Origin of the sequence: Escherichia sp. AM3, assembly GCF_032029835.1 — a bacterium.
Lineage (GTDB): Bacteria > Pseudomonadota > Gammaproteobacteria > Enterobacterales > Enterobacteriaceae > Escherichia > Escherichia coli.
The window spans coordinates 45,465-65,202 of record NZ_JAVUPQ010000010.1 but is presented as its reverse complement, the minus strand read 5'-3'; the positions used below and the strand labels follow the sequence as shown (position 1 = coordinate 65,202).

The window sequence follows — 19,738 nt, the reverse complement described above, 5'->3', positions numbered from 1 at the left end:
CGAGAGACTTATGATGGAAATTCTGCGTGGTTCGCCTGCATTGTCGGCATTCCGAATCAACAAACTGCTGGCACGTTTTCAGGCTGCCAGGCTCCCGGTTCACACTATTTACGCCGAGTATGTCCATTTTGCTGACCTCAATGCGCCGTTAAACGATGATGAGCACGCACAACTTGAACGCCTGCTGAAATATGGCCCGGCACTCGCCAGCCACGCCCCGCAAGGCAAACTCCTGCTGGTGACCCCGCGTCCTGGCACCATCTCTCCCTGGTCTTCGAAAGCGACCGATATTGCCCATAACTGCGGGCTGCAACAGGTTAACCGCCTTGAGCGCGGCGTTGCTTACTATATAGAAGCCGGTACGCTGACCAATGAACAATGGCAGCAGGTTACCGCTGAACTGCACGACCGCATGATGGAAACGGTCTTTTTTGCTTTAGATGATGCAGAGCAGCTGTTTGCACACCATCAACCGACTCCGGTCACCAGCGTTGATTTGCTGGGGCAGGGCCGTCAGGCGCTAATCGACGCTAACCTGCGTCTTGGCCTGGCTCTGGCGGAAGATGAAATTGACTATTTGCAGGATGCTTTCACAAAGCTTGGTCGTAACCCGAACGACATCGAACTGTATATGTTTGCCCAGGCGAACTCCGAGCACTGCCGCCACAAAATTTTTAACGCCGACTGGGTTATCGATGGTGAACAGCAGCCGAAATCGCTGTTTAAGATGATCAAAAACACCTTCGAAACCACGCCGGATCACGTTCTCTCTGCTTATAAAGATAACGCCGCCGTAATGGAAGGTTCTGAAGTGGGCCGCTACTTTGCTGACCACGAAACGGGCCGCTACGATTTCCATCAGGAACCGGCGCATATTCTGATGAAAGTCGAAACTCACAACCACCCGACGGCGATTTCTCCGTGGCCGGGCGCGGCGACCGGTTCCGGCGGTGAAATCCGCGATGAAGGTGCCACCGGGCGCGGCGCAAAGCCGAAAGCGGGTCTGGTTGGTTTCTCCGTTTCCAACCTGCGAATTCCTGGCTTCGAACAGCCGTGGGAAGAAGATTTCGGTAAGCCTGAGCGCATTGTCACCGCGCTGGACATCATGACCGAAGGCCCGCTGGGCGGCGCGGCGTTTAACAACGAATTTGGTCGTCCGGCACTGAACGGCTACTTCCGTACTTATGAAGAAAAAGTGAACAGCCACAACGGCGAAGAGCTGCGCGGTTATCACAAACCGATCATGCTGGCGGGCGGGATCGGCAACATTCGCGCCGATCACGTACAAAAAGGCGAGATCAACGTCGGTGCGAAGCTGGTCGTTCTCGGCGGCCCGGCAATGAACATCGGTCTTGGCGGTGGTGCAGCGTCTTCTATGGCGTCTGGTCAGTCTGATGCCGACCTCGACTTTGCTTCCGTACAGCGCGACAACCCGGAGATGGAGCGTCGCTGCCAGGAAGTGATCGACCGTTGCTGGCAGCTTGGTGATGCCAACCCAATCCTGTTTATCCACGACGTTGGCGCTGGCGGTCTTTCTAACGCCATGCCGGAACTGGTGAGCGACGGCGGGCGCGGCGGTAAATTTGAACTGCGCGAGATTCTAAGCGACGAACCGGGCATGAGCCCGCTGGAAATCTGGTGTAACGAATCCCAGGAACGCTACGTGCTGGCGGTTGCTGCCGATCAATTACCGCTGTTTGACGAACTGTGTAAGCGTGAGCGCGCACCCTACGCGGTGATTGGTGAAGCGACCGAAGAACTGCATCTTTCTCTGCACGATCGTCATTTTGATAATCAGCCGATCGATCTGCCGCTGGACGTCCTGCTTGGTAAAACGCCGAAGATGACCCGCGATGTACAAACGCTGAAAGCGAAGGGCGATGCGCTGGTCCGTGAAGGGATCACCATTGCAGACGCGGTGAAACGCGTACTGCATCTGCCGACCGTGGCGGAGAAAACTTTCCTGGTGACCATCGGTGACCGCAGCGTAACTGGCATGGTAGCGCGCGATCAGATGGTGGGTCCGTGGCAGGTGCCGGTCGCTAACTGCGCGGTCACTACCGCCAGCCTCGACAGCTACTACGGTGAAGCGATGGCGATTGGCGAGCGTGCGCCGGTTGCGCTGCTGGATTTCGCCGCCTCTGCCCGTCTGGCGGTCGGTGAAGCGTTAACCAATATTGCCGCAACACAGATTGGCGATATCAAACGCATTAAACTTTCCGCCAACTGGATGGCGGCGGCAGGCCACCCTGGTGAAGATGCGGGCCTGTATGAAGCCGTTAAAGCCGTGGGCGAAGAGCTTTGTCCGGCGCTGGGCCTGACGATCCCGGTGGGTAAAGACTCTATGTCGATGAAAACCCGCTGGCAGGAAGGTAACGAAGAGCGCGAAATGACGTCGCCGCTGTCGCTGGTGATTTCTGCATTTGCCCGCGTGGAAGATGTACGTCACACCATCACGCCGCAGCTTTCTACCGAAGATAACGCACTGCTGCTGATTGATTTGGGCAAAGGCAATAACGCGCTGGGCGCAACGGCGCTGGCGCAGGTTTATCGTCAGCTTGGCGATAAACCGGCAGATGTACGCGATGTCGCGCAACTGAAAGGCTTCTATGACGCGATTCAGGCGCTGGTTGCACAGCGTAAGCTGCTGGCGTATCACGACCGCTCTGATGGCGGCCTGCTGGTAACGCTGGCGGAAATGGCCTTTGCTGGTCATTGTGGCATTGACGCAGATATCGCCTCTCTGGGTGACGATCGCCTGGCGGCGTTGTTTAACGAAGAACTGGGGGCGGTGATTCAGGTTCGTGCCGCTGACCGTGAAGCGGTCGAGTCCGTACTGGCACAGCATGGCCTTGCTGATTGCGTCCATTATGTTGGGCAGGCGGTTTCCGGTGACCGTTTTGTGATTACCGCCAACGGGCAGACTGTATTCAGCGAAAGCCGCACCACGTTGCGTGTCTGGTGGGCAGAAACTACCTGGCAGATGCAGCGCCTGCGTGACAACCCGGAGTGTGCTGACCAGGAGCACCAGGCGAAATCAAACGACGCCGATCCGGGCCTGAATGTGAAACTGTCGTTCGATATCAACGAAGATGTGGCAGCACCGTATATTGCCACTGGCGCACGTCCGAAAGTTGCCGTACTGCGTGAGCAGGGCGTGAACTCGCATGTTGAAATGGCGGCAGCCTTCCACCGTGCAGGCTTCGATGCAATCGATGTGCATATGAGCGACCTGCTGGCTGGACGCACGGGCCTGGAGGATTTTCACGCCCTGGTCGCGTGCGGAGGTTTCTCCTACGGTGACGTGCTGGGTGCCGGTGAAGGTTGGGCGAAGTCTATCCTGTTCAATGACCGTGTACGCGATGAGTTTGCAACCTTCTTCCATCGTCCGCAAACGCTGGCGCTGGGGGTATGTAACGGTTGCCAGATGATGTCTAATCTGCGTGAACTGATCCCAGGTAGTGAGTTGTGGCCACGTTTTGTGCGCAATACCTCCGATCGCTTTGAAGCGCGTTTCAGCCTGGTTGAAGTGACCCAAAGCCCGTCGCTGCTGTTGCAGGGGATGGTGGGCTCGCAAATGCCGATTGCTGTCTCTCATGGTGAAGGGCGCGTGGAAGTGCGTGATGCGGCGCATCTGGCGGCACTGGAAAGCAAAGGGCTGGTGGCACTGCGCTATGTCGATAACTTCGGCAAAGTCACTGAAACCTACCCGGCTAACCCGAACGGTTCACCGAACGGTATTACGGCAGTCACGACTGAAAGTGGTCGAGTCACCATTATGATGCCGCACCCGGAACGTGTTTTCCGTACTGTCAGCAACTCCTGGCATCCGGAAAACTGGGGCGAGGATGGCCCATGGATGCGTATTTTCCGCAATGCGCGTAAGCAGTTGGGGTAAGTCGTCAGCCCATTGGTTTTGCAGCCCGGATGCGGCATTAAGCACCAACCACTATCATAAGCTCCCAACTCCGGGAGCTTTTTTGTGTCTGTAAATCACGACAATGGGTGGTTTGCCGTGTCGCTTTCTGGCGACACTTAACTCATTGATTTTAATATTATCTAATAAGTTTATCTTAAGTTGTCTCTTTTTAGCGACACAGTGGCTGATTTACATTCAAACAGCGGAGAAGACATAAACCCCTCAAAGCAACGTATAATCAGTATGTTACCAAACTATTTTCTTTATTGGCACAGTTACTGCATAATAGTAACCAGTGGCTCATTCACCGACTTATGTCAGCCCCTTCGGGACGTGCTACATAAAATACGAATGACGCACAACAAGGTGCCTGCCGTCCAACTTCTGATATCAGCGTAGCTATATCAACCATCGGGCGAAACGTCGAGTTAGGCACCGCCTTATTCCATAACAAAGCCGGGTAATTCCCGGCTTTGTTGTATCTGAACTTCCCCTCGGTTAGCATCAGGCTATTCGCGTCTGACGAGAGTAACACCTTGAAACGCTGGCCCGTTTTTCCCCGCTCATTACGACAACTGGTAATGCTGGCATTTTTGCTGATTCTGCTGCCCCTGTTGGTGCTGGCATGGCAAGCCTGGCAAAGCCTGAATGCGCTTAGCGATCAGGCGGCGCTGGTTAACCGCACTACGCTTATTGATGCCCGGCGCAGTGAAGCGATGACCAACGCGGCGCTGGAGATGGAGCGTAGTTACCGTCAGTATTGCGTGCTGGACGACCCAACCCTGGCGAAGGTTTATCAAAGCCAGCGCAAGCGTTACAGCGAAATGCTCGATGCCCACGCAGGCGTGCTGCCGGACGATAAACTCTACCAGGCATTACGTCAGGATTTGCACAATCTGGCTCAACTTCAGTGTAACAACAGCGGTCCCGATGCTGCCGCCGCCGCACGTCTTGAAGCCTTTGCCAGTGCCAATACCGAAATGGTACAGGCCACGCGCACAGTGGTGTTCTCTCGTGGGCAGCAGCTTCAGCGTGAAATCGCCGAACGTGGGCAATATTTTGGTTGGCAATCGCTGGTGCTATTTCTGGTGAGTCTGGTAATGGTACTGCTTTTCACGCGGATGATTATCGGGCCGGTGAAAAATATTGAACGGATGATCAATCGGTTGGGGGAAGGGCGTTCTCTGGGCAATAGCGTTTCGTTCAGTGGACCGAGCGAGTTACGCTCGGTTGGGCAACGTATTCTTTGGTTAAGTGAGCGCCTGTCATGGCTGGAATCCCAACGCCATCAATTTTTAAGACATTTATCTCATGAATTAAAAACGCCACTGGCGAGTATGCGCGAGGGCACTGAATTACTGGCTGACCAGGTTGTCGGGCCGCTTACGCCAGAGCAAAAAGAGGTGGTGAGCATTCTTGATAGCAGCAGCCGCAATTTGCAAAAACTGATCGAACAACTGCTTGATTACAACCGTAAACAGGCGGACAGTGCGGTGGAACTAGATAATGTTGAGTTAGCACCGCTGGTGGAGACAGTAGTTTCTGCTCATAGCCTGCCCGCACGGGCTAAAATGATGCATACCGACGTCGATCTCAAAGCAACAGCTTGCCTGGCGGAGCCAATGCTGCTGATGAGCGTACTGGATAATCTTTACTCCAATGCGGTGCACTACGGGGCTGAATCCGGTAACATTTGCCTCCGCAGCAGTTTACATGGTGCGCGGGTTTATATTGATGTCATCAATACAGGCACACCCATTCCGCAAGAGGAACGCGCCATGATCTTCGAACCCTTTTTTCAAGGAAGCCACCAGCGAAAAGGGGCGGTGAAGGGCAGCGGTCTGGGATTAAGCATTGCCAGGGATTGTATTCGCCGTATGCAAGGGGAACTGTATCTGGTCGACGAGAGCGGGCAAGACGTTTGTTTCCGCATTGAATTGCCGTCGTCGAAAAACACGAAATAATGCTAACAGCCTATCCCATCAGGCTATTTTATTTGTCAGTTCGGCCCCGGGCAGTGCTCGAAATCCTCACGTACGACATGTACGCTCCGGTTTCTCCGCGCTGTCCATGTCCAAACTGTCTGCAACAATTACGCCCACTGGGATAGGCTTTAAGTCTGGTGAATATGCGACACATTTTTCAACGATTATTGCCCCGACGGCTGTGGCTGGCAGGGCTGCCATGTCTGGCATTGCTGGGTTGCGTGCAGAATCACAATAAGCCAGCCATTGATACGCCAGCAGAAGAAAAAATTCCGGTTTATCAACTGGCTGACTATCTTTCTACTGAATGTAGCGACATCTGGGCGCTGCAAGGTAAATCAACCGAAACCAATCCGCTTTACTGGCTGCGGGCGATGGATTGTGCTGATCGTTTAATGCCTGCGCAGTCGCGTCAGCAAGCTCGCCAATATGACGACGGCAGCTGGCAAAATACCTTTAAGCAAGGGATTTTGCTCGCCGACGCCAAAATTACGCCGTATGAGCGCCGCCAGCTGGTCGCGCGTATTGAAGCGTTAAGTACCGAGATCCCGGCACAGGTTCGCCCACTGTATCAACTCTGGCGCGACGGTCAGGCGCTGCAACTGCAACTGGCGGAAGAGCGCCAACGCTACAGTAAACTCCAGCAGTCCAGTGACAGCGAGCTGGATACTTTGCGCCAGCAACATCACGTTCTACAACAGCAGCTGGAACTCACCACCCGCAAGCTGGAAAACCTGACCGATATTGAACGCCAGCTCTCGACCCGCAAACCGGCTGGAAATTTCTCGCCGGATACGCCGCACGAGGGTGAAAAGCCCGCGCCATCCACCCATGAGGTCACTCCTGATGAGCCATAAACCTGCGCATTTATTATTGGTCGATGACGATCCGGGATTGCTGAAACTGCTTGGCCTGCGCCTGACCAGCGAAGGCTACAGTGTGGTCACGGCGGAAAGTGGCGCTGAAGGATTACGGGTACTGAATCGCGAAAAAGTAGATTTAGTCATCAGCGACCTGCGGATGGATGAAATGGACGGTATGCAGCTGTTTGCTGAAATCCAGAAAGTGCAGCCGGGAATGCCGGTAATTATTCTTACCGCGCATGGTTCTATTCCCGATGCCGTTGCTGCAACACAGCAGGGCGTTTTTAGTTTCCTCACCAAGCCTGTCGACAAAGACGCGCTATATCAGGCAATTGACGATGCGCTGGAGCAATCCGCGCCAGCCACCGATGAACGCTGGCGCGAGGCAATTGTCACCCGCAGCCCGCTGATGCTGCGTTTGCTGGAACAGGCGCGGCTGGTGGCGCAATCAGACGTCAGCGTTTTGATTAACGGTCAGAGCGGCACCGGGAAAGAGATTTTCGCCCAGGCTATCCACAACGCCAGCCCGCGCAACAGCAAACCATTTATTGCTATTAACTGTGGCGCATTGCCCGAGCAATTGCTGGAGTCGGAGCTGTTTGGTCATGCGCGTGGCGCGTTTACTGGCGCTGTCAGCAATCGCGAAGGTTTATTCCAGGCGGCGGAAGGCGGTACGCTATTTCTCGATGAGATTGGCGATATGCCCGCACCGTTGCAGGTCAAACTGCTGCGCGTGTTGCAGGAGCGTAAAGTGCGCCCGCTGGGCAGTAACCGCGATATTGATATCGACGTGCGGATTATTTCCGCCACTCACCGCGACCTGCCAAAAGCGATGGCGCGCGGGGAATTCCGCGAAGATCTCTATTACCGCCTCAACGTTGTCAGCCTGAAAATTCCGGCACTGGCGGAGCGCACAGAAGACATTCCGCTACTGGCAAATCACCTGTTGCGCCAGGCGGCAGAGCGACATAAACCGTTTGTCCGCGCGTTCTCTACCGATGCGATGAAACGCCTGATGACCGCGAGCTGGCCGGGTAATGTGCGCCAGTTGGTCAACGTGATTGAACAGTGTGTGGCGCTGACCTCATCTCCGGTGATTAGTGATGCGCTGGTGGAGCAGGCGCTGGAGGGTGAAAACACGGCGCTGCCAACCTTTGTTGAGGCACGTAATCAGTTTGAACTCAACTATTTGCGTAAGCTGCTGCAAATCACCAAAGGCAACGTCACCCACGCGGCGAGAATGGCGGGGCGCAACCGGACAGAATTTTATAAACTGCTTTCCCGACACGAGCTGGATGCAAACGATTTCAAGGAATGAATTGGCGTTATGTGTTACGTTTAGCAGATCAAAAGACAGGCGACCTTTTCAAGGAATAGCATGAAAAAGATTGATGCGATTATAAAACCCTTCAAGCTGGACGATGTCCGCGAAGCACTGGCCGAAGTCGGTATTACCGGCATGACGGTGACCGAAGTGAAAGGCTTTGGTCGCCAGAAAGGCCATACCGAGCTGTACCGCGGCGCGGAGTATATGGTGGATTTTCTGCCGAAAGTGAAAATTGAGATTGTCGTACCGGACGACATTGTCGATACCTGTGTCGATACCATTATTCGCACGGCGCAAACCGGCAAAATCGGTGACGGTAAAATCTTCGTCTTTGACGTGGCACGGGTCATTCGCATCCGTACCGGTGAAGAGGACGACGCGGCAATTTAAACCGCGTCAAGGGTTGCCGGATGTTTCCATCCGGCAACATCAAATTACAGCACCTTATGCGGGCCAAAGCATTCGTAATGAATGTTTTCCTGCTTCACGCCCAGATCCACTAACTGTTTCGCGGTAAACTGCATGAAGCCAACCGGGCCGCAGAGATAGAACTGCATTGTCGGATCGCTGAACGCACCTTCCAGTTTGCTCAAATCCATCAGACCTTCGCTATCAAACTGACCTTTAGCGCGATCGGCTTCGCTCGGCTGACGATACCAGGTGTGCGCGGTAAAGCGCGGCAGTGACTGCCCCAGTTCCTTAACTTCATCGGCAAAGGCGTGAACATCGCCATTTTCTGCCGCATGGAACCAGTTCACTTGTGCTGTGTGGCCTGCTTTTGCCAGCGTGTCGAGCATTGCCAGCATTGGCGTTTGACCAACACCGGCAGAGATTAACGTCACTGGTGTGTCATCTGCGACAGCCATAAAGAAATCACCTGCCGGAGCGACCAGTTTCACGACATCGCCAACATTGGCGTGATTGTGCAACCAGTTGGATACCTGCCCACCCTCTTCGCGTTTCACCGCAATACGATAGCCTTTGCCATCCGGTTTGCGAGTCAAAGAGTACTGACGAATTTCCTGATGTGGGAAACCTTCCGGCTTCAGCCAGACGCCGAGATATTGCCCCGGACGGTATTCTGCCACTGCGCCACCGTCGACCGGCTCCAGTTCGAAGCTGGTGATAAGCGCGCTGCGCGGTGTTTTAGCCACAATGCGGAAATCGCGAGTACCTTCCCAACCACCGGCTTTGCTGGCGTTTTCGTTATAGATTTCCGCCTCGCGATTGATAAATACATTAGCCAGTACGCCATAGGCTTTACCCCACGCGTCCAGCACTTCCTGGCCCGGGCTGAACATTTCGTCCAGCGTCGCCAACAGGTGTTCGCCGACGATGTTGTACTGTTCCGGTTTGATCTGGAAACTGGTGTGCTTCTGCGCGATTTTTTCTACCGCTGGCAGCAGCGCAGGCAGGTTTTCAATATTACTGGCGTAGGCGGCAATAGCGTTAAACAGGGCTTCACGTTGATCGCCATTACGCTGGTTACTCATGTTAAAAATTTCTTTGAGTTCTGGGTTATGAGTAAACATACGGTCGTAGAAATGGGCGGTTAACTTTGGCCCTGTTTCCACCAGTAAAGGGATGGTGGCTTTTACTGTAGCGATGGTTTGAGCGTCAAGCATATGGTCTTCCTTTTTTTGCATCTTAATTGATGTATCTCAAATGCATCTTATAAAAAATAGCCCTGCAATGTAAATGGTTCTTTGGTGTTTTTCAGAAAGAATGTGATGAAGTGAAAAATTTGCATCACAAACCTGAAAAGAAATCCGTTTCCGGTTGCAAGCTCTTTATTCGCCAAAGCCTTGCGTAGCCTGAAGGTAATCGTTTGCGTAAATTCCTTTGTCAAGACCTGTTATCGCACAATGATTCGGTTATACTGTTCGCCGTTGTCCAACAGGACCGCCTATAAAGGCCAAAAATTTTATTGTTAGCTGAGTCAGGAGATGCGGATGTTAAAGCGTGAAATGAACATTGCCGATTATGATGCCGAACTGTGGCAGGCTATGGAGCAGGAAAAAGTACGTCAGGAAGAGCACATCGAACTGATCGCCTCCGAAAACTACACCAGCCCGCGCGTAATGCAGGCGCAGGGTTCTCAGCTGACCAACAAATATGCTGAAGGTTATCCGGGCAAACGCTACTACGGCGGTTGCGAGTATGTTGATATCGTTGAACAACTGGCGATCGATCGTGCGAAAGAACTGTTCGGCGCTGACTACGCTAACGTTCAGCCGCACTCCGGCTCCCAGGCTAACTTTGCGGTCTACACCGCGCTGCTGGAACCAGGTGATACCGTTCTGGGTATGAACCTGGCGCATGGCGGTCACCTGACTCACGGTTCTCCGGTTAACTTCTCCGGTAAACTGTACAACATCGTTCCTTACGGTATCGATGCTACCGGTCATATCGACTACGCCGATCTGGAAAAACAAGCCAAAGAACACAAGCCGAAAATGATTATCGGTGGTTTCTCTGCATATTCCGGCGTGGTGGACTGGGCGAAAATGCGTGAAATCGCTGACAGCATCGGTGCTTACCTGTTCGTTGATATGGCGCACGTTGCGGGCCTGGTTGCTGCTGGCGTCTACCCGAACCCGGTTCCTCATGCTCACGTTGTTACTACCACCACTCACAAAACCCTGGCGGGTCCGCGCGGCGGCCTGATCCTGGCGAAAGGTGGTAGCGAAGAGCTGTACAAAAAACTGAACTCTGCCGTTTTCCCTGGTGGTCAGGGCGGTCCGTTGATGCACGTAATCGCCGGTAAAGCGGTTGCTCTGAAAGAAGCGATGGAGCCTGAGTTCAAAACTTACCAGCAGCAGGTCGCTAAAAACGCTAAAGCGATGGTAGAAGTGTTCCTGGAACGCGGCTACAAAGTGGTTTCCGGCGGCACTGATAACCACCTGTTCCTGGTTGATCTGGTTGATAAAAACCTGACCGGTAAAGAAGCAGACGCCGCTCTGGGCCGTGCTAACATCACCGTCAACAAAAACAGCGTACCGAACGATCCGAAGAGCCCGTTTGTGACCTCCGGTATTCGTGTAGGTACTCCGGCGATTACCCGTCGCGGCTTTAAAGAAGCCGAAGCGAAAGAACTGGCTGGCTGGATGTGTGACGTGCTGGACAGCATCAATGATGAAGCCGTTATCGAGCGCATCAAAGGTAAAGTTCTCGACATCTGCGCACGTTACCCGGTTTACGCATAAGCGAAACGGTGATTTGCTGACAATGTGCTCGTTGTTCATGTTGGATGCGGCATGAACACCTTCTCAGGCCTACAAAATCTTGCAAATTCAATATATTGCAATCTCCGTGTAGGCCTGATAAGCGTAGCGCATCAGGCGATTTTTCGTTTATGATCATCAAGGCTTCCTTCGGGAAGCCTTTCTACGTTATCGCGCCATCAAATCTGTCGTAACTGCGCCTCAACATACAAATAGCCAATTCCCAGCACCTGTTGTGCGCGGCTTAATTGCCCGAAGCCAATTTGCGTCGCTTTCACGCTCGGTCCTTCGTCGCGGTCGAACGGGTTAAATCCTGTCTGGCGAATAATAGTATTAAGCCAGTTCTCACCAAAGGCACAACTGCGACCGTACAACCAAATCTGATTAATATTGAGGATGTTGAGGAAGTTATACAGACTCAAACCAATGGCATTGGCACTGCGGTCAACCCAGCTGGTGACCCACGGTTCTCCACTTTGCCAGGCAGCGATTAACTGCGCTGTAGTCAGTTTTTCAGGATCAAGTTGAGTACTAACCGGTTGTGATTTTAGCCATACCCGCGCCTGTTTTTTTAATGCGCTTAACGAGGCGACGGTTTCCAGGCAGCCGTAACGTCCACAGTCGCAGACGACGCCATCCGGATTAACGATGGTGTGACCAATCTGTCCGCTACCATACAAACTGCCGCGATAAATTTGCTCGTTAATCACGAACGACGAGCCAATGCCGTAATCAACGTTGATCACGCAGAAATCCCGTTCCTGCGAATTATTTTGCCATTTCTCCGCGAGCGCCAGCATCACGCAGTCATTATCGACCATCACCCGAATGCCGAGCTTCTCTTCCAGCAGATACTTTACCTCAACCGGCGTTGTCCACGGCGCTTGCGGCATGGTTTGCGACACGCCGGTCACCGGATCAACCTGACCGTGGATTGCCAGCGCCAGGTTGATGGTACGGTCCGGCCACAATTTACGGTGGCGATGCCAGCATTTTTCGATTTCGGACAGCAGCGCCTGCGGCGTCGGTGCATCAATCTGTAAATACTCAAACTCGCCTTTCGGACTTAAACAAGCATTAGCAACCTGACACTCAATACTGGTGGGCGTCACGTTCAGGCACAGCGTCCAGTCACCTTCCGGCGCAATCAGCCATGTACCGCTACTATGCCCGCGCGTCTGACTTTCATCGTCGATATTCACCACCCGTTTTTCGCTTTCCAGTTCCTGCAAAATATTACTGACCGCCGGAATCGAAATTTGCGCCAGCCGGGCCAGCGTTGATTTATTGGCGCGCTTTTGCCGGTACAGCAGTTCCAGAATCACGCATTTGTTATTGTGGCGAATCTGTTGATTGTTAATGCAGGCTCTCATCTTCACTAAACCTTGTTTAGTTAATTGCGTGATTATTCCGCGAAAACATTGCCAGATTGTTCAATACACTGCCACAAATCTTTTAATTCAGTATGTCTTGTTAATATTGAGGGCACCATGACTCCAGTAAAAGTGTGGCAAGAGCGCGTTGAGATCCCGACCTATGAAACCGGGCCGCAGGATATACATCCCATGTTCCTGGAAAATCGCGTTTATCAGGGATCGTCCGGCGCGGTTTATCCCTATGGCGTGACCGATACGCTGAGCGAGCAGAAAACCCTGAAATCCTGGCAGGCGGTGTGGCTGGAAAACGACTACATCAAAGTGATGATCCTGCCGGAACTGGGCGGTCGTGTGCATCGCGCATGGGATAAAGTGAAACAACGCGATTTTGTTTATCACAATGAAGTCATTAAACCTGCGCTGGTGGGGCTGCTGGGACCGTGGATCTCCGGTGGGATTGAGTTTAACTGGCCGCAACACCATCGCCCGACCACCTTTATGCCCGTTGATTTCACCCTCGAAGCCCATGAAGACGGCGCACAGACGGTGTGGGTCGGCGAAACGGAGCCGATGCATGGTTTACAGGTGATGACAGGTTTCACCCTGCGCCCTGACCGGGCGGCGCTGGAAATCGCCAGCCGCGTCTATAACGGCAACGCCACGCCGCGTCATTTCTTGTGGTGGGCCAACCCGGCAGTGAAAGGGGGGGAAGGGCATCAGAGCGTTTTCCCGCCGGATGTAACGGCGGTGTTTGATCACGGCAAACGGGCCGTCTCCGCTTTCCCCATCGCCACCGGCACTTACTACAAAGTGGACTACTCCGCTGGAGTGGACATTTCTCGCTATAAAAATGTGCCCGTTCCAACCTCATATATGGCTGAAAAATCACAGTACGATTTTGTTGGCGCGTGGTGTCACGATGAAGATGGCGGTTTGCTGCACGTTGCCAACCACCATATTGCGCCAGGTAAAAAACAGTGGAGTTGGGGACACAGTGAATTTGGCCAGGCGTGGGACAAGAGCCTGACCGACAATAACGGCCCGTATATCGAACTGATGACCGGTATTTTTGCCGATAACCAGCCTGATTTTACCTGGCTTGATGCTTACGAAGAGAAGCGTTTCGAGCAGTATTTCCTGCCTTATCATTCTCTGGGCATGGTGCAAAATGCCTCCCGCGATGCGGTGATAAAACTCCAGCGTAGTGAGCGGGGGATTGAGTGGGGGCTGTATGCCATCTCTCCGTTGAACGGATACCGCCTGGCGATCCGCGAAATCGGCAAATGCAACGCGTTACTTGATGATGCCGTGGCACTGATGCCTGCGACCGCCATCCAGGGCGTGTTGCACGGTATCAATCCTGAAAGGCTGACCATTGAGCTCTCCGATGCCGACGGCAATATTGTACTGAGTTATCAGGAACATCAGCCGCAAGAGTTGCCGTTGCCGGACGTCGCCAAAGCGCCACTGGCAGCACAAGACATTACCAGTACAGATGAAGCCTGGTTTATCGGTCAGCATCTGGAGCAATATCATCACGCCAGCCGTTCACCGTTCGATTACTACCTGCGCGGCGTGGCGCTGGATCCGCTGGATTACCGCTGTAACCTGGCGCTGGCGATGCTGGAATATAACCGTGCCGATTTCCCGCAAGCGGTGGCGTATGCCACTCAGGCTCTGAAACGCGCACATGCGCTGAACAAAAATCCGCAGTGCGGACAGGCGAGTTTGATTCGCGCCAGTGCTTACGAACGTCAGGGACAATATCAACAAGCCGAAGAGGATTTCTGGCGGGCGGTCTGGAGCGGCAACAGCAAAGCCGGTGGCTATTATGGCTTGGCACGACTGGCTGCGCGTAATGGTAACTTCGACGCGGGTCTGGATTTTTGCCAACAAAGTCTTCGCGCCTGCCCAACCAATCAGGAAGTGCTTTGCCTGCATAACCTGATGCTGGTGTTAAGTGGTCGTCAGGACAACGCGCGTTTGCAGCGCGAGAAACTGCTGCGCGATTATCCGCTGAACGCCACTCTGTGGTGGCTGAACTGGTTCGATGGTCGTAGCGAATCAGCCCTCGCGCAGTGGCGCGGTCTGTGTCAGGGACGCGACGTTAACGCTCTGATGACCGCCGGGCAACTGATTAACTGGGGAATGCCCACCCTGGCGGCAGAGATGCTGAACGCACTGGACTGCCAGCGCACGCTGCCGCTTTACCTGCAAGCCAGCTTGCTGCCGAAAGCCGAACGTGGCGAACTGGTCGCAAAAGCCATTGATGTCTTCCCGCAGTTTGTCCGTTTCCCGAATACGCTGGAAGAAGTGGCGGCGCTGGAGAGTATTGAAGAGTGCTGGTTTGCTCGCCATTTACTGGCTTGCTTCTACTACAACAAACGTAGCTACAACAAAGCCATTGCCTTTTGGCAACGTTGCGTAGAGATGTCGCCGGAGTTTGACGACGGCTGGCGCGGGTTAGCGATCCATGCGTGGAATAAGCAACACGATTATGAGCTGGCCGCGCGTTATCTTGATAATGCTTATCAGCTTGCGCCGCAGGATGCACGTCTGCTTTTCGAACGGGATTTGCTTGATAAGTTAAGTGGAGCCACACCGGAGAAACGACTGGCGCGTCTGGAAAATAATCAGGAAATTGCGCTGAAACGCGACGACATGACCGCAGAACTGCTCAATTTGTGGCATCTCACGGGTCAGGCAGACAAAGCGGCGGACATTCTCGCCACGCGTAAATTCCACCCGTGGGAAGGCGGGGAAGGGAAGGTCACCAGTCAGTTTATCCTCAACCAGTTATTACGCGCCTGGCAGCATCTTGATGCCAGAGAGCCGCAGCAGGCCAGCGAACTGCTTCATGCCGCGCTGCATTATCCGGAGAATTTAAGCGAAGGCCGTTTACCGGGGCAAACTGATAACGACATCTGGTTCTGGCAGGCGATATGCGCCAACGCGCAGGGCGATGAAACTGAAGCGATGCGTTGTTTACGTCTGGCGGCGACCGGCGATCGCACCATTAACATCCACAGTTATTACAACGATCAGCCGGTTGATTATCTCTTCTGGCAAGGAATGGCGCTGCGACTGCTGGGTGAACAGCAAACCGCACAGCAACTGTTTAGTGAAATGAAACAGTGGGCGCAAGAGATGGCGAAAACCAGTATTGAGGCGGATTTCTTTGCTGTTTCACAACCTGACCTGTTGTTGCTGTATGGCGATTTACAACAGCAGCATAAAGAAAAATGCCTGATGGTGGCGATGCTGGCGTCCGCGGGACTCGGGGAGGTTGCGCAATATGAATCTGCTCGCGCTGAATTGACGGCGATTAATCCGGCCTGGCCGAAAGCGGCATTATTCACCACCGTGATGCCTTTTATTTTTAACTACGTTCACTAAACCCTATTAACTGTAATATTTGAGCGGCATGCGCTGCCGCTCATCACAAAATAATTAGAATAAGCCGTTGTTAATAAAAACCCTACAGGAGGCACTATGCCTAAAAAAATGAGAACAACCCGTAATCTATTATTAATGGCTACGCTATTAGGTAGCGCACTATTTGCCAGGGCTGCGGATAAAGAAATGACCATTGGTGCAATATACCTTGATACCCAGGGATATTACGCTGGAGTGCGTCAGGGCGTTCAGGATGCGGCAAAAGATTCTTCAGTACAGGTACAGTTAATTGAAACTAACGCCCAGGGTGATATTTCGAAAGAAAGTACCTTTGTTGATACCCTCGTGGCGCGTAATGTCGATGCCATTATTTTATCGGCAGTGTCTGAAAATGGCAGTAGCCGTACCGTTCGTCGCGCCAGTGAAGCGGGTATTCCGGTGATTTGCTACAACACCTGTATTAATCAAAAGGGTGTCGATAAATATGTCTCGGCGTATCTGGTCGGCGATCCACTGGAATTTGGTAAAAAACTGGGTAACGCTGCCGCCGATTATTTTATTGCCAATAAAATTGACCAGCCGAAAATTGCCGTCATCAATTGCGAAGCCTTTGAAGTTTGTGTGCAACGACGTAAAGGGTTTGAAGAAGTATTAAAAGCCCGCGTTCCCGGCGCGCAAATTGTCGCTAATCAGGAAGGGACTGTTTTAGATAAAGCGATTTCCGTTGGTGAAAAACTGATTATCTCCACGCCGGATCTCAACGCCATTATGGGGGAATCGGGCGGTGCGACACTCGGCGCGGTAAAAGCGGTACGTAATCAAAATCAGGCCGGAAAAATTGCTGTTTTCGGTTCGGATATGACAACCGAAATTGCTCAGGAGCTGGAAAACAATCAGGTGCTGAAAGCGGTAGTGGATATTTCCGGTAAGAAAATGGGCAATGCTGTTTTCGCGCAAACATTGAAGGTTATCAATAAACAAGCCGACGGTGAAAAAGTGATTCAGGTGCCTATCGATCTCTATACCAAAACGGAAGACGGTAAACAGTGGCTGGCAACGCACGTTGATGGTCTGCCCTAATCGCTGATTCGCAGAGGTCCCTATGTTCACGGCAACAGAGGCAGTCCCGGTAGCAAAAGTGGTGGCAGGAAATAAGCGTTATCCCGGCGTCGTTGCGTTGGATAACGTTAACTTCACGCTCAATAAAGGCGAAGTTCGTGCGCTGTTAGGCAAAAACGGCGCGGGCAAATCGACCCTCATTCGAATGCTTACCGGTAGCGAACGTCCGGATAGCGGTGATATCTGGATTGGCGAGACGCGACTGGAAGGCGACGAAGCTACGCTGACTCGCCGTGCCGCTGAACTGGGGGTACGCGCGGTTTATCAGGAGTTAAGTCTGGTGGAAGGGCTGACGGTGGCGGAAAACCTCTGCCTCGGTCAGTGGCCCCGCCGCAACGGCATGATTGATTACCTGCAAATGGCGCAGGATGCCCAACGTTGCTTACAGGCGTTGGGCGTTGACGTTAGTCCTGAACAACTTGTTTCAACACTAAGCCCGGCGCAAAAGCAGCTGGTGGAAATTGCGCGGGTGATGAAGGGCGAGCCGCGCGTGGTCATTCTTGATGAACCTACCAGTTCGCTTGCCAGTGCGGAAGTTGAACTGGTGATCAGCGCGGTGAAAAAGATGTCGGCACTGGGCGTGGCGGTAATTTATGTCAGCCACCGGATGGAAGAAATTCGCCGCATTGCCTCCTGTGCCACCGTTATGCGCGATGGTCAGGTGGCGGGCGATGTGATGCTCGAAAACACCTCCACGCATCATATTGTGTCGCTGATGCTCGGGCGCGATCACGTTGATATTGCGCCGGTTGCCCCTCAGGAAATTGTGGATCAGGCCGTACTGGAAGTCCGTGCGTTACGCCATAAGCCCAAGCTGGAGGATATCAGTTTTACGCTACGTCGTGGCGAAGTGCTCGGCATTGCTGGTCTGCTGGGGGCAGGGCGCAGTGAATTGCTGAAGGCGATTGTTGGGCTGGAGGAGTATGAACAGGGCGAAATTGTTATCAACGGCGAGAAAATCACGCGCCCCGATTACGGCGACATGCTGAAACGCGGCATTGGCTATACGCCAGAAAACCGCAAAGAAGCGGGGATCATTCCCTGGTTGGGCGTTGACGAAAATACAGTGCTGACCAATCGGCAAAAAATCAGCGCCAACGGAGTGCTGCAATGGTCCACCATCCGCCGCCTGACCGAAGAAGTGATGCAGCGGATGACGGTCAAGGCCGCCAGTAGCGAAACGCCCATCGGCACGCTTTCTGGCGGCAATCAGCAAAAAGTAGTGATCGGTCGTTGGGTCTATGCCGCCAGCCAGATTTTGTTGCTCGACGAGCCAACGCGCGGCGTCGATATCGAAGCCAAACAGCAGATTTACCGTATTGTCCGTGAGCTGGCTGCCGAAGGAAAAAGCGTGGTGTTTATCTCCAGTGAAGTGGAGGAGTTGCCGCTGGTGTGTGACCGCATCCTGTTATTACAGCACGGCACGTTCTCGCAGGAGTTTCACTCGCCGGTCAATGTGGATGAGCTGATGTCCGCCATTCTGTCTGTGCACTGATGAATTTTACCGAGGAACCTGAAGATGTCTGCTTCGTCATTACCATTGCCGCAGGGCAAGAGCGTCTCGCTCAAACAATTTGTCAGTCGCCATATTAATGAGATCGGTTTGCTGGTGGTGATTGCCATTCTTTATCTGGTCTTCTCCCTGAACGCGCCTGGCTTTATCTCATTGAATAACCAGATGAACGTGCTGCGCGATGCCGCCACCATTGGGATTGCCGCCTGGGCGATGACGCTGATTATTATCTCCGGTGAGATTGATGTCAGCGTTGGGCCGATGGTGGCTTTTGTCTCGGTGTGCCTGGCATTTTTGCTGCAATTTGAAGTTCCGTTGGCGATTGCTTGTCTGCTGGTGTTGCTGTTAGGCGCGCTGATGGGAACGCTCGCCGGGGTGCTGCGCGGCGTGTTTAACGTACCAAGTTTCGTTGCCACAATGGGGCTGTGGAGCGCCCTGCGCGGAATGGGGCTGTTTATGACGAACGCACTGCCAGTGCCGATTGACGAAAACGAGGTGCTGGACTGGCTGGGCGGACAATTTCTCGGTGTGCCGGTATCCGCGCTGATCATGATTGTGTTGTTTGCGCTGTTTGTGTTCATCAGCCGCAAAACCGCCTTCGGGCGCTCGGTTTTTGCCGTTGGCGGTAATGCTACGGCGGCGCAGTTGTGCGGCATCAACGTTCGTCGGGTGCGCATTCTTATCTTTACCCTTTCGGGATTATTAGCGGCGGTGACCGGCATTTTGTTGGCGGCGCGCCTCGGTTCTGGTAACGCAGGTGCCGCAAACGGTCTGGAGTTTGACGTCATCGCCGCGGTCGTGGTCGGCGGTACGGCACTTTCCGGCGGTCGCGGTTCCCTGTTCGGTACATTGCTTGGTGTGCTGGTGATTACGCTAATCGGTAACGGTCTGGTGCTGCTCGGTATTAACTCCTTTTTCCAGCAGGTGGTACGCGGCGTCATCATCGTGGTGGCGGTGCTGGCGAATATCTTGCTGACCCAGCGAAGCAGTAAAGCGAAACGCTAAACCTTAACGCC

At 53.4% G+C, this 19,738-nt stretch carries 12 protein-coding genes; 10 read left to right on the top strand and 2 right to left on the bottom strand.

Translation table 11 applies throughout. The features are described 5' to 3' along the window. Window positions 1-10: 10 nt before the first annotated feature. The 5 genes from purL to glnB all read left to right on the top strand — a co-directional run bounded on the left by purL (window position 11) and on the right by glnB (window position 8,484). A complete protein-coding gene (gene purL / locus RTW80_RS06830; RefSeq protein WP_032247415.1) occupies window positions 11-3,898 on the top strand; it encodes a phosphoribosylformylglycinamidine synthase in 3,888 nt (1,295 codons plus the stop codon). A gap of 557 nt (window positions 3,899-4,455) precedes the next feature. Continuing rightward, window positions 4,456-5,883 carry a two component system sensor histidine kinase QseE/GlrK gene (gene qseE, locus RTW80_RS06825; RefSeq protein ID WP_012135947.1) on the top strand — a complete coding sequence of 476 codons (1,428 nt, stop codon included), beginning with the start codon at window positions 4,456-4,458 and terminating at the stop codon, window positions 5,881-5,883. 164 nt (window positions 5,884-6,047) lie between these two features. Then, window positions 6,048-6,761, top strand: a complete 714-nt coding sequence (gene qseG, locus RTW80_RS06820) for a two-component system QseEF-associated lipoprotein QseG (protein ID WP_001215860.1) — start codon at window positions 6,048-6,050, stop codon at window positions 6,759-6,761. Next, on the top strand, window positions 6,751-8,085 hold the full coding sequence (glrR, locus tag RTW80_RS06815; RefSeq protein ID WP_001298983.1) for a two-component system response regulator GlrR: 1,335 nt from the start codon (window positions 6,751-6,753) through the stop codon (window positions 8,083-8,085). The genes qseG and glrR overlap by 11 nt, the downstream gene beginning before the upstream one ends. A gap of 60 nt (window positions 8,086-8,145) precedes the next feature. Continuing rightward, window positions 8,146-8,484: a nitrogen regulatory protein P-II gene (gene glnB, locus RTW80_RS06810; RefSeq protein ID WP_000717694.1), complete on the top strand. Its 339-nt coding sequence runs from the start codon at window positions 8,146-8,148 to the stop codon at window positions 8,482-8,484. 44 nt (window positions 8,485-8,528) lie between these two features. On the opposite strand, the gene hmpA is transcribed toward glnB, so the two are convergent. Beyond that, window positions 8,529-9,719: an NO-inducible flavohemoprotein gene (gene hmpA / locus RTW80_RS06805; protein ID WP_000883122.1), complete on the bottom strand. Its 1,191-nt coding sequence runs from the start codon at window positions 9,717-9,719 to the stop codon at window positions 8,529-8,531. Between the two features lie 327 nt (window positions 9,720-10,046). Here hmpA and glyA point away from each other — a divergent pair, with 327 nt between their 5' ends. Next, window positions 10,047-11,300, top strand: coding sequence for a serine hydroxymethyltransferase (gene glyA, locus RTW80_RS06800; protein ID WP_000919159.1), 1,254 nt, complete (start codon window positions 10,047-10,049; stop codon window positions 11,298-11,300). Between the two features lie 197 nt (window positions 11,301-11,497). On the opposite strand, the gene RTW80_RS06795 is transcribed toward glyA, so the two are convergent. Further along, complete coding sequence (locus RTW80_RS06795; RefSeq protein WP_001200790.1) at window positions 11,498-12,691, bottom strand: ROK family protein; 1,194 nt, start codon at window positions 12,689-12,691, stop codon at window positions 11,498-11,500. A 117-nt stretch (window positions 12,692-12,808) separates the two neighbouring features. Here RTW80_RS06795 and RTW80_RS06790 point away from each other — a divergent pair, with 117 nt between their 5' ends. From RTW80_RS06790 to RTW80_RS06775, 4 genes are all read left to right on the top strand, one after another. Then, complete coding sequence (locus RTW80_RS06790; RefSeq protein ID WP_032247413.1) at window positions 12,809-16,090, top strand: DUF5107 domain-containing protein; 3,282 nt, start codon at window positions 12,809-12,811, stop codon at window positions 16,088-16,090. A 96-nt stretch (window positions 16,091-16,186) separates the two neighbouring features. Further along, window positions 16,187-17,170 (top strand): substrate-binding domain-containing protein, encoded by a 984-nt coding sequence (locus tag RTW80_RS06785; protein ID WP_001124889.1) that lies wholly within the window; start codon window positions 16,187-16,189, stop codon window positions 17,168-17,170. Window positions 17,171-17,192: 22 nt separating this feature from the next. Then, the gene (locus tag RTW80_RS06780) at window positions 17,193-18,704 is read left to right on the top strand and encodes a sugar ABC transporter ATP-binding protein (protein ID WP_000493471.1); all 1,512 of its coding nucleotides are present in this window, start codon (window positions 17,193-17,195) and stop codon (window positions 18,702-18,704) included. A 24-nt stretch (window positions 18,705-18,728) separates the two neighbouring features. Continuing rightward, window positions 18,729-19,727 carry an ABC transporter permease gene (locus RTW80_RS06775; RefSeq protein ID WP_032247412.1) on the top strand — a complete coding sequence of 333 codons (999 nt, stop codon included), beginning with the start codon at window positions 18,729-18,731 and terminating at the stop codon, window positions 19,725-19,727. The last annotated feature ends 11 nt before the right edge of the window (window positions 19,728-19,738 follow it).

Coding starts and splice junctions, on each gene's coding strand:
- purL (WP_032247415.1), top strand. CDS start 11: ATGATGGAAATTCTGCGTGGTTCGCCTGCATTGTCGGCATTCCGAATC.
- qseG (WP_001215860.1), top strand. CDS start 6,048: ATGCGACACATTTTTCAACGATTATTGCCCCGACGGCTGTGGCTGGCA.
- glrR (WP_001298983.1), top strand. CDS start 6,751: ATGAGCCATAAACCTGCGCATTTATTATTGGTCGATGACGATCCGGGA.
- glnB (WP_000717694.1), top strand. CDS start 8,146: ATGAAAAAGATTGATGCGATTATAAAACCCTTCAAGCTGGACGATGTC.
- hmpA (WP_000883122.1), bottom strand. CDS start 9,719: ATGCTTGACGCTCAAACCATCGCTACAGTAAAAGCCACCATCCCTTTA.
- glyA (WP_000919159.1), top strand. CDS start 10,047: ATGTTAAAGCGTGAAATGAACATTGCCGATTATGATGCCGAACTGTGG.
- RTW80_RS06795 (WP_001200790.1), bottom strand. CDS start 12,691: ATGAGAGCCTGCATTAACAATCAACAGATTCGCCACAATAACAAATGC.
- RTW80_RS06790 (WP_032247413.1), top strand. CDS start 12,809: ATGACTCCAGTAAAAGTGTGGCAAGAGCGCGTTGAGATCCCGACCTAT.
- RTW80_RS06785 (WP_001124889.1), top strand. CDS start 16,187: ATGCCTAAAAAAATGAGAACAACCCGTAATCTATTATTAATGGCTACG.
- RTW80_RS06780 (WP_000493471.1), top strand. CDS start 17,193: ATGTTCACGGCAACAGAGGCAGTCCCGGTAGCAAAAGTGGTGGCAGGA.
- RTW80_RS06775 (WP_032247412.1), top strand. CDS start 18,729: ATGTCTGCTTCGTCATTACCATTGCCGCAGGGCAAGAGCGTCTCGCTC.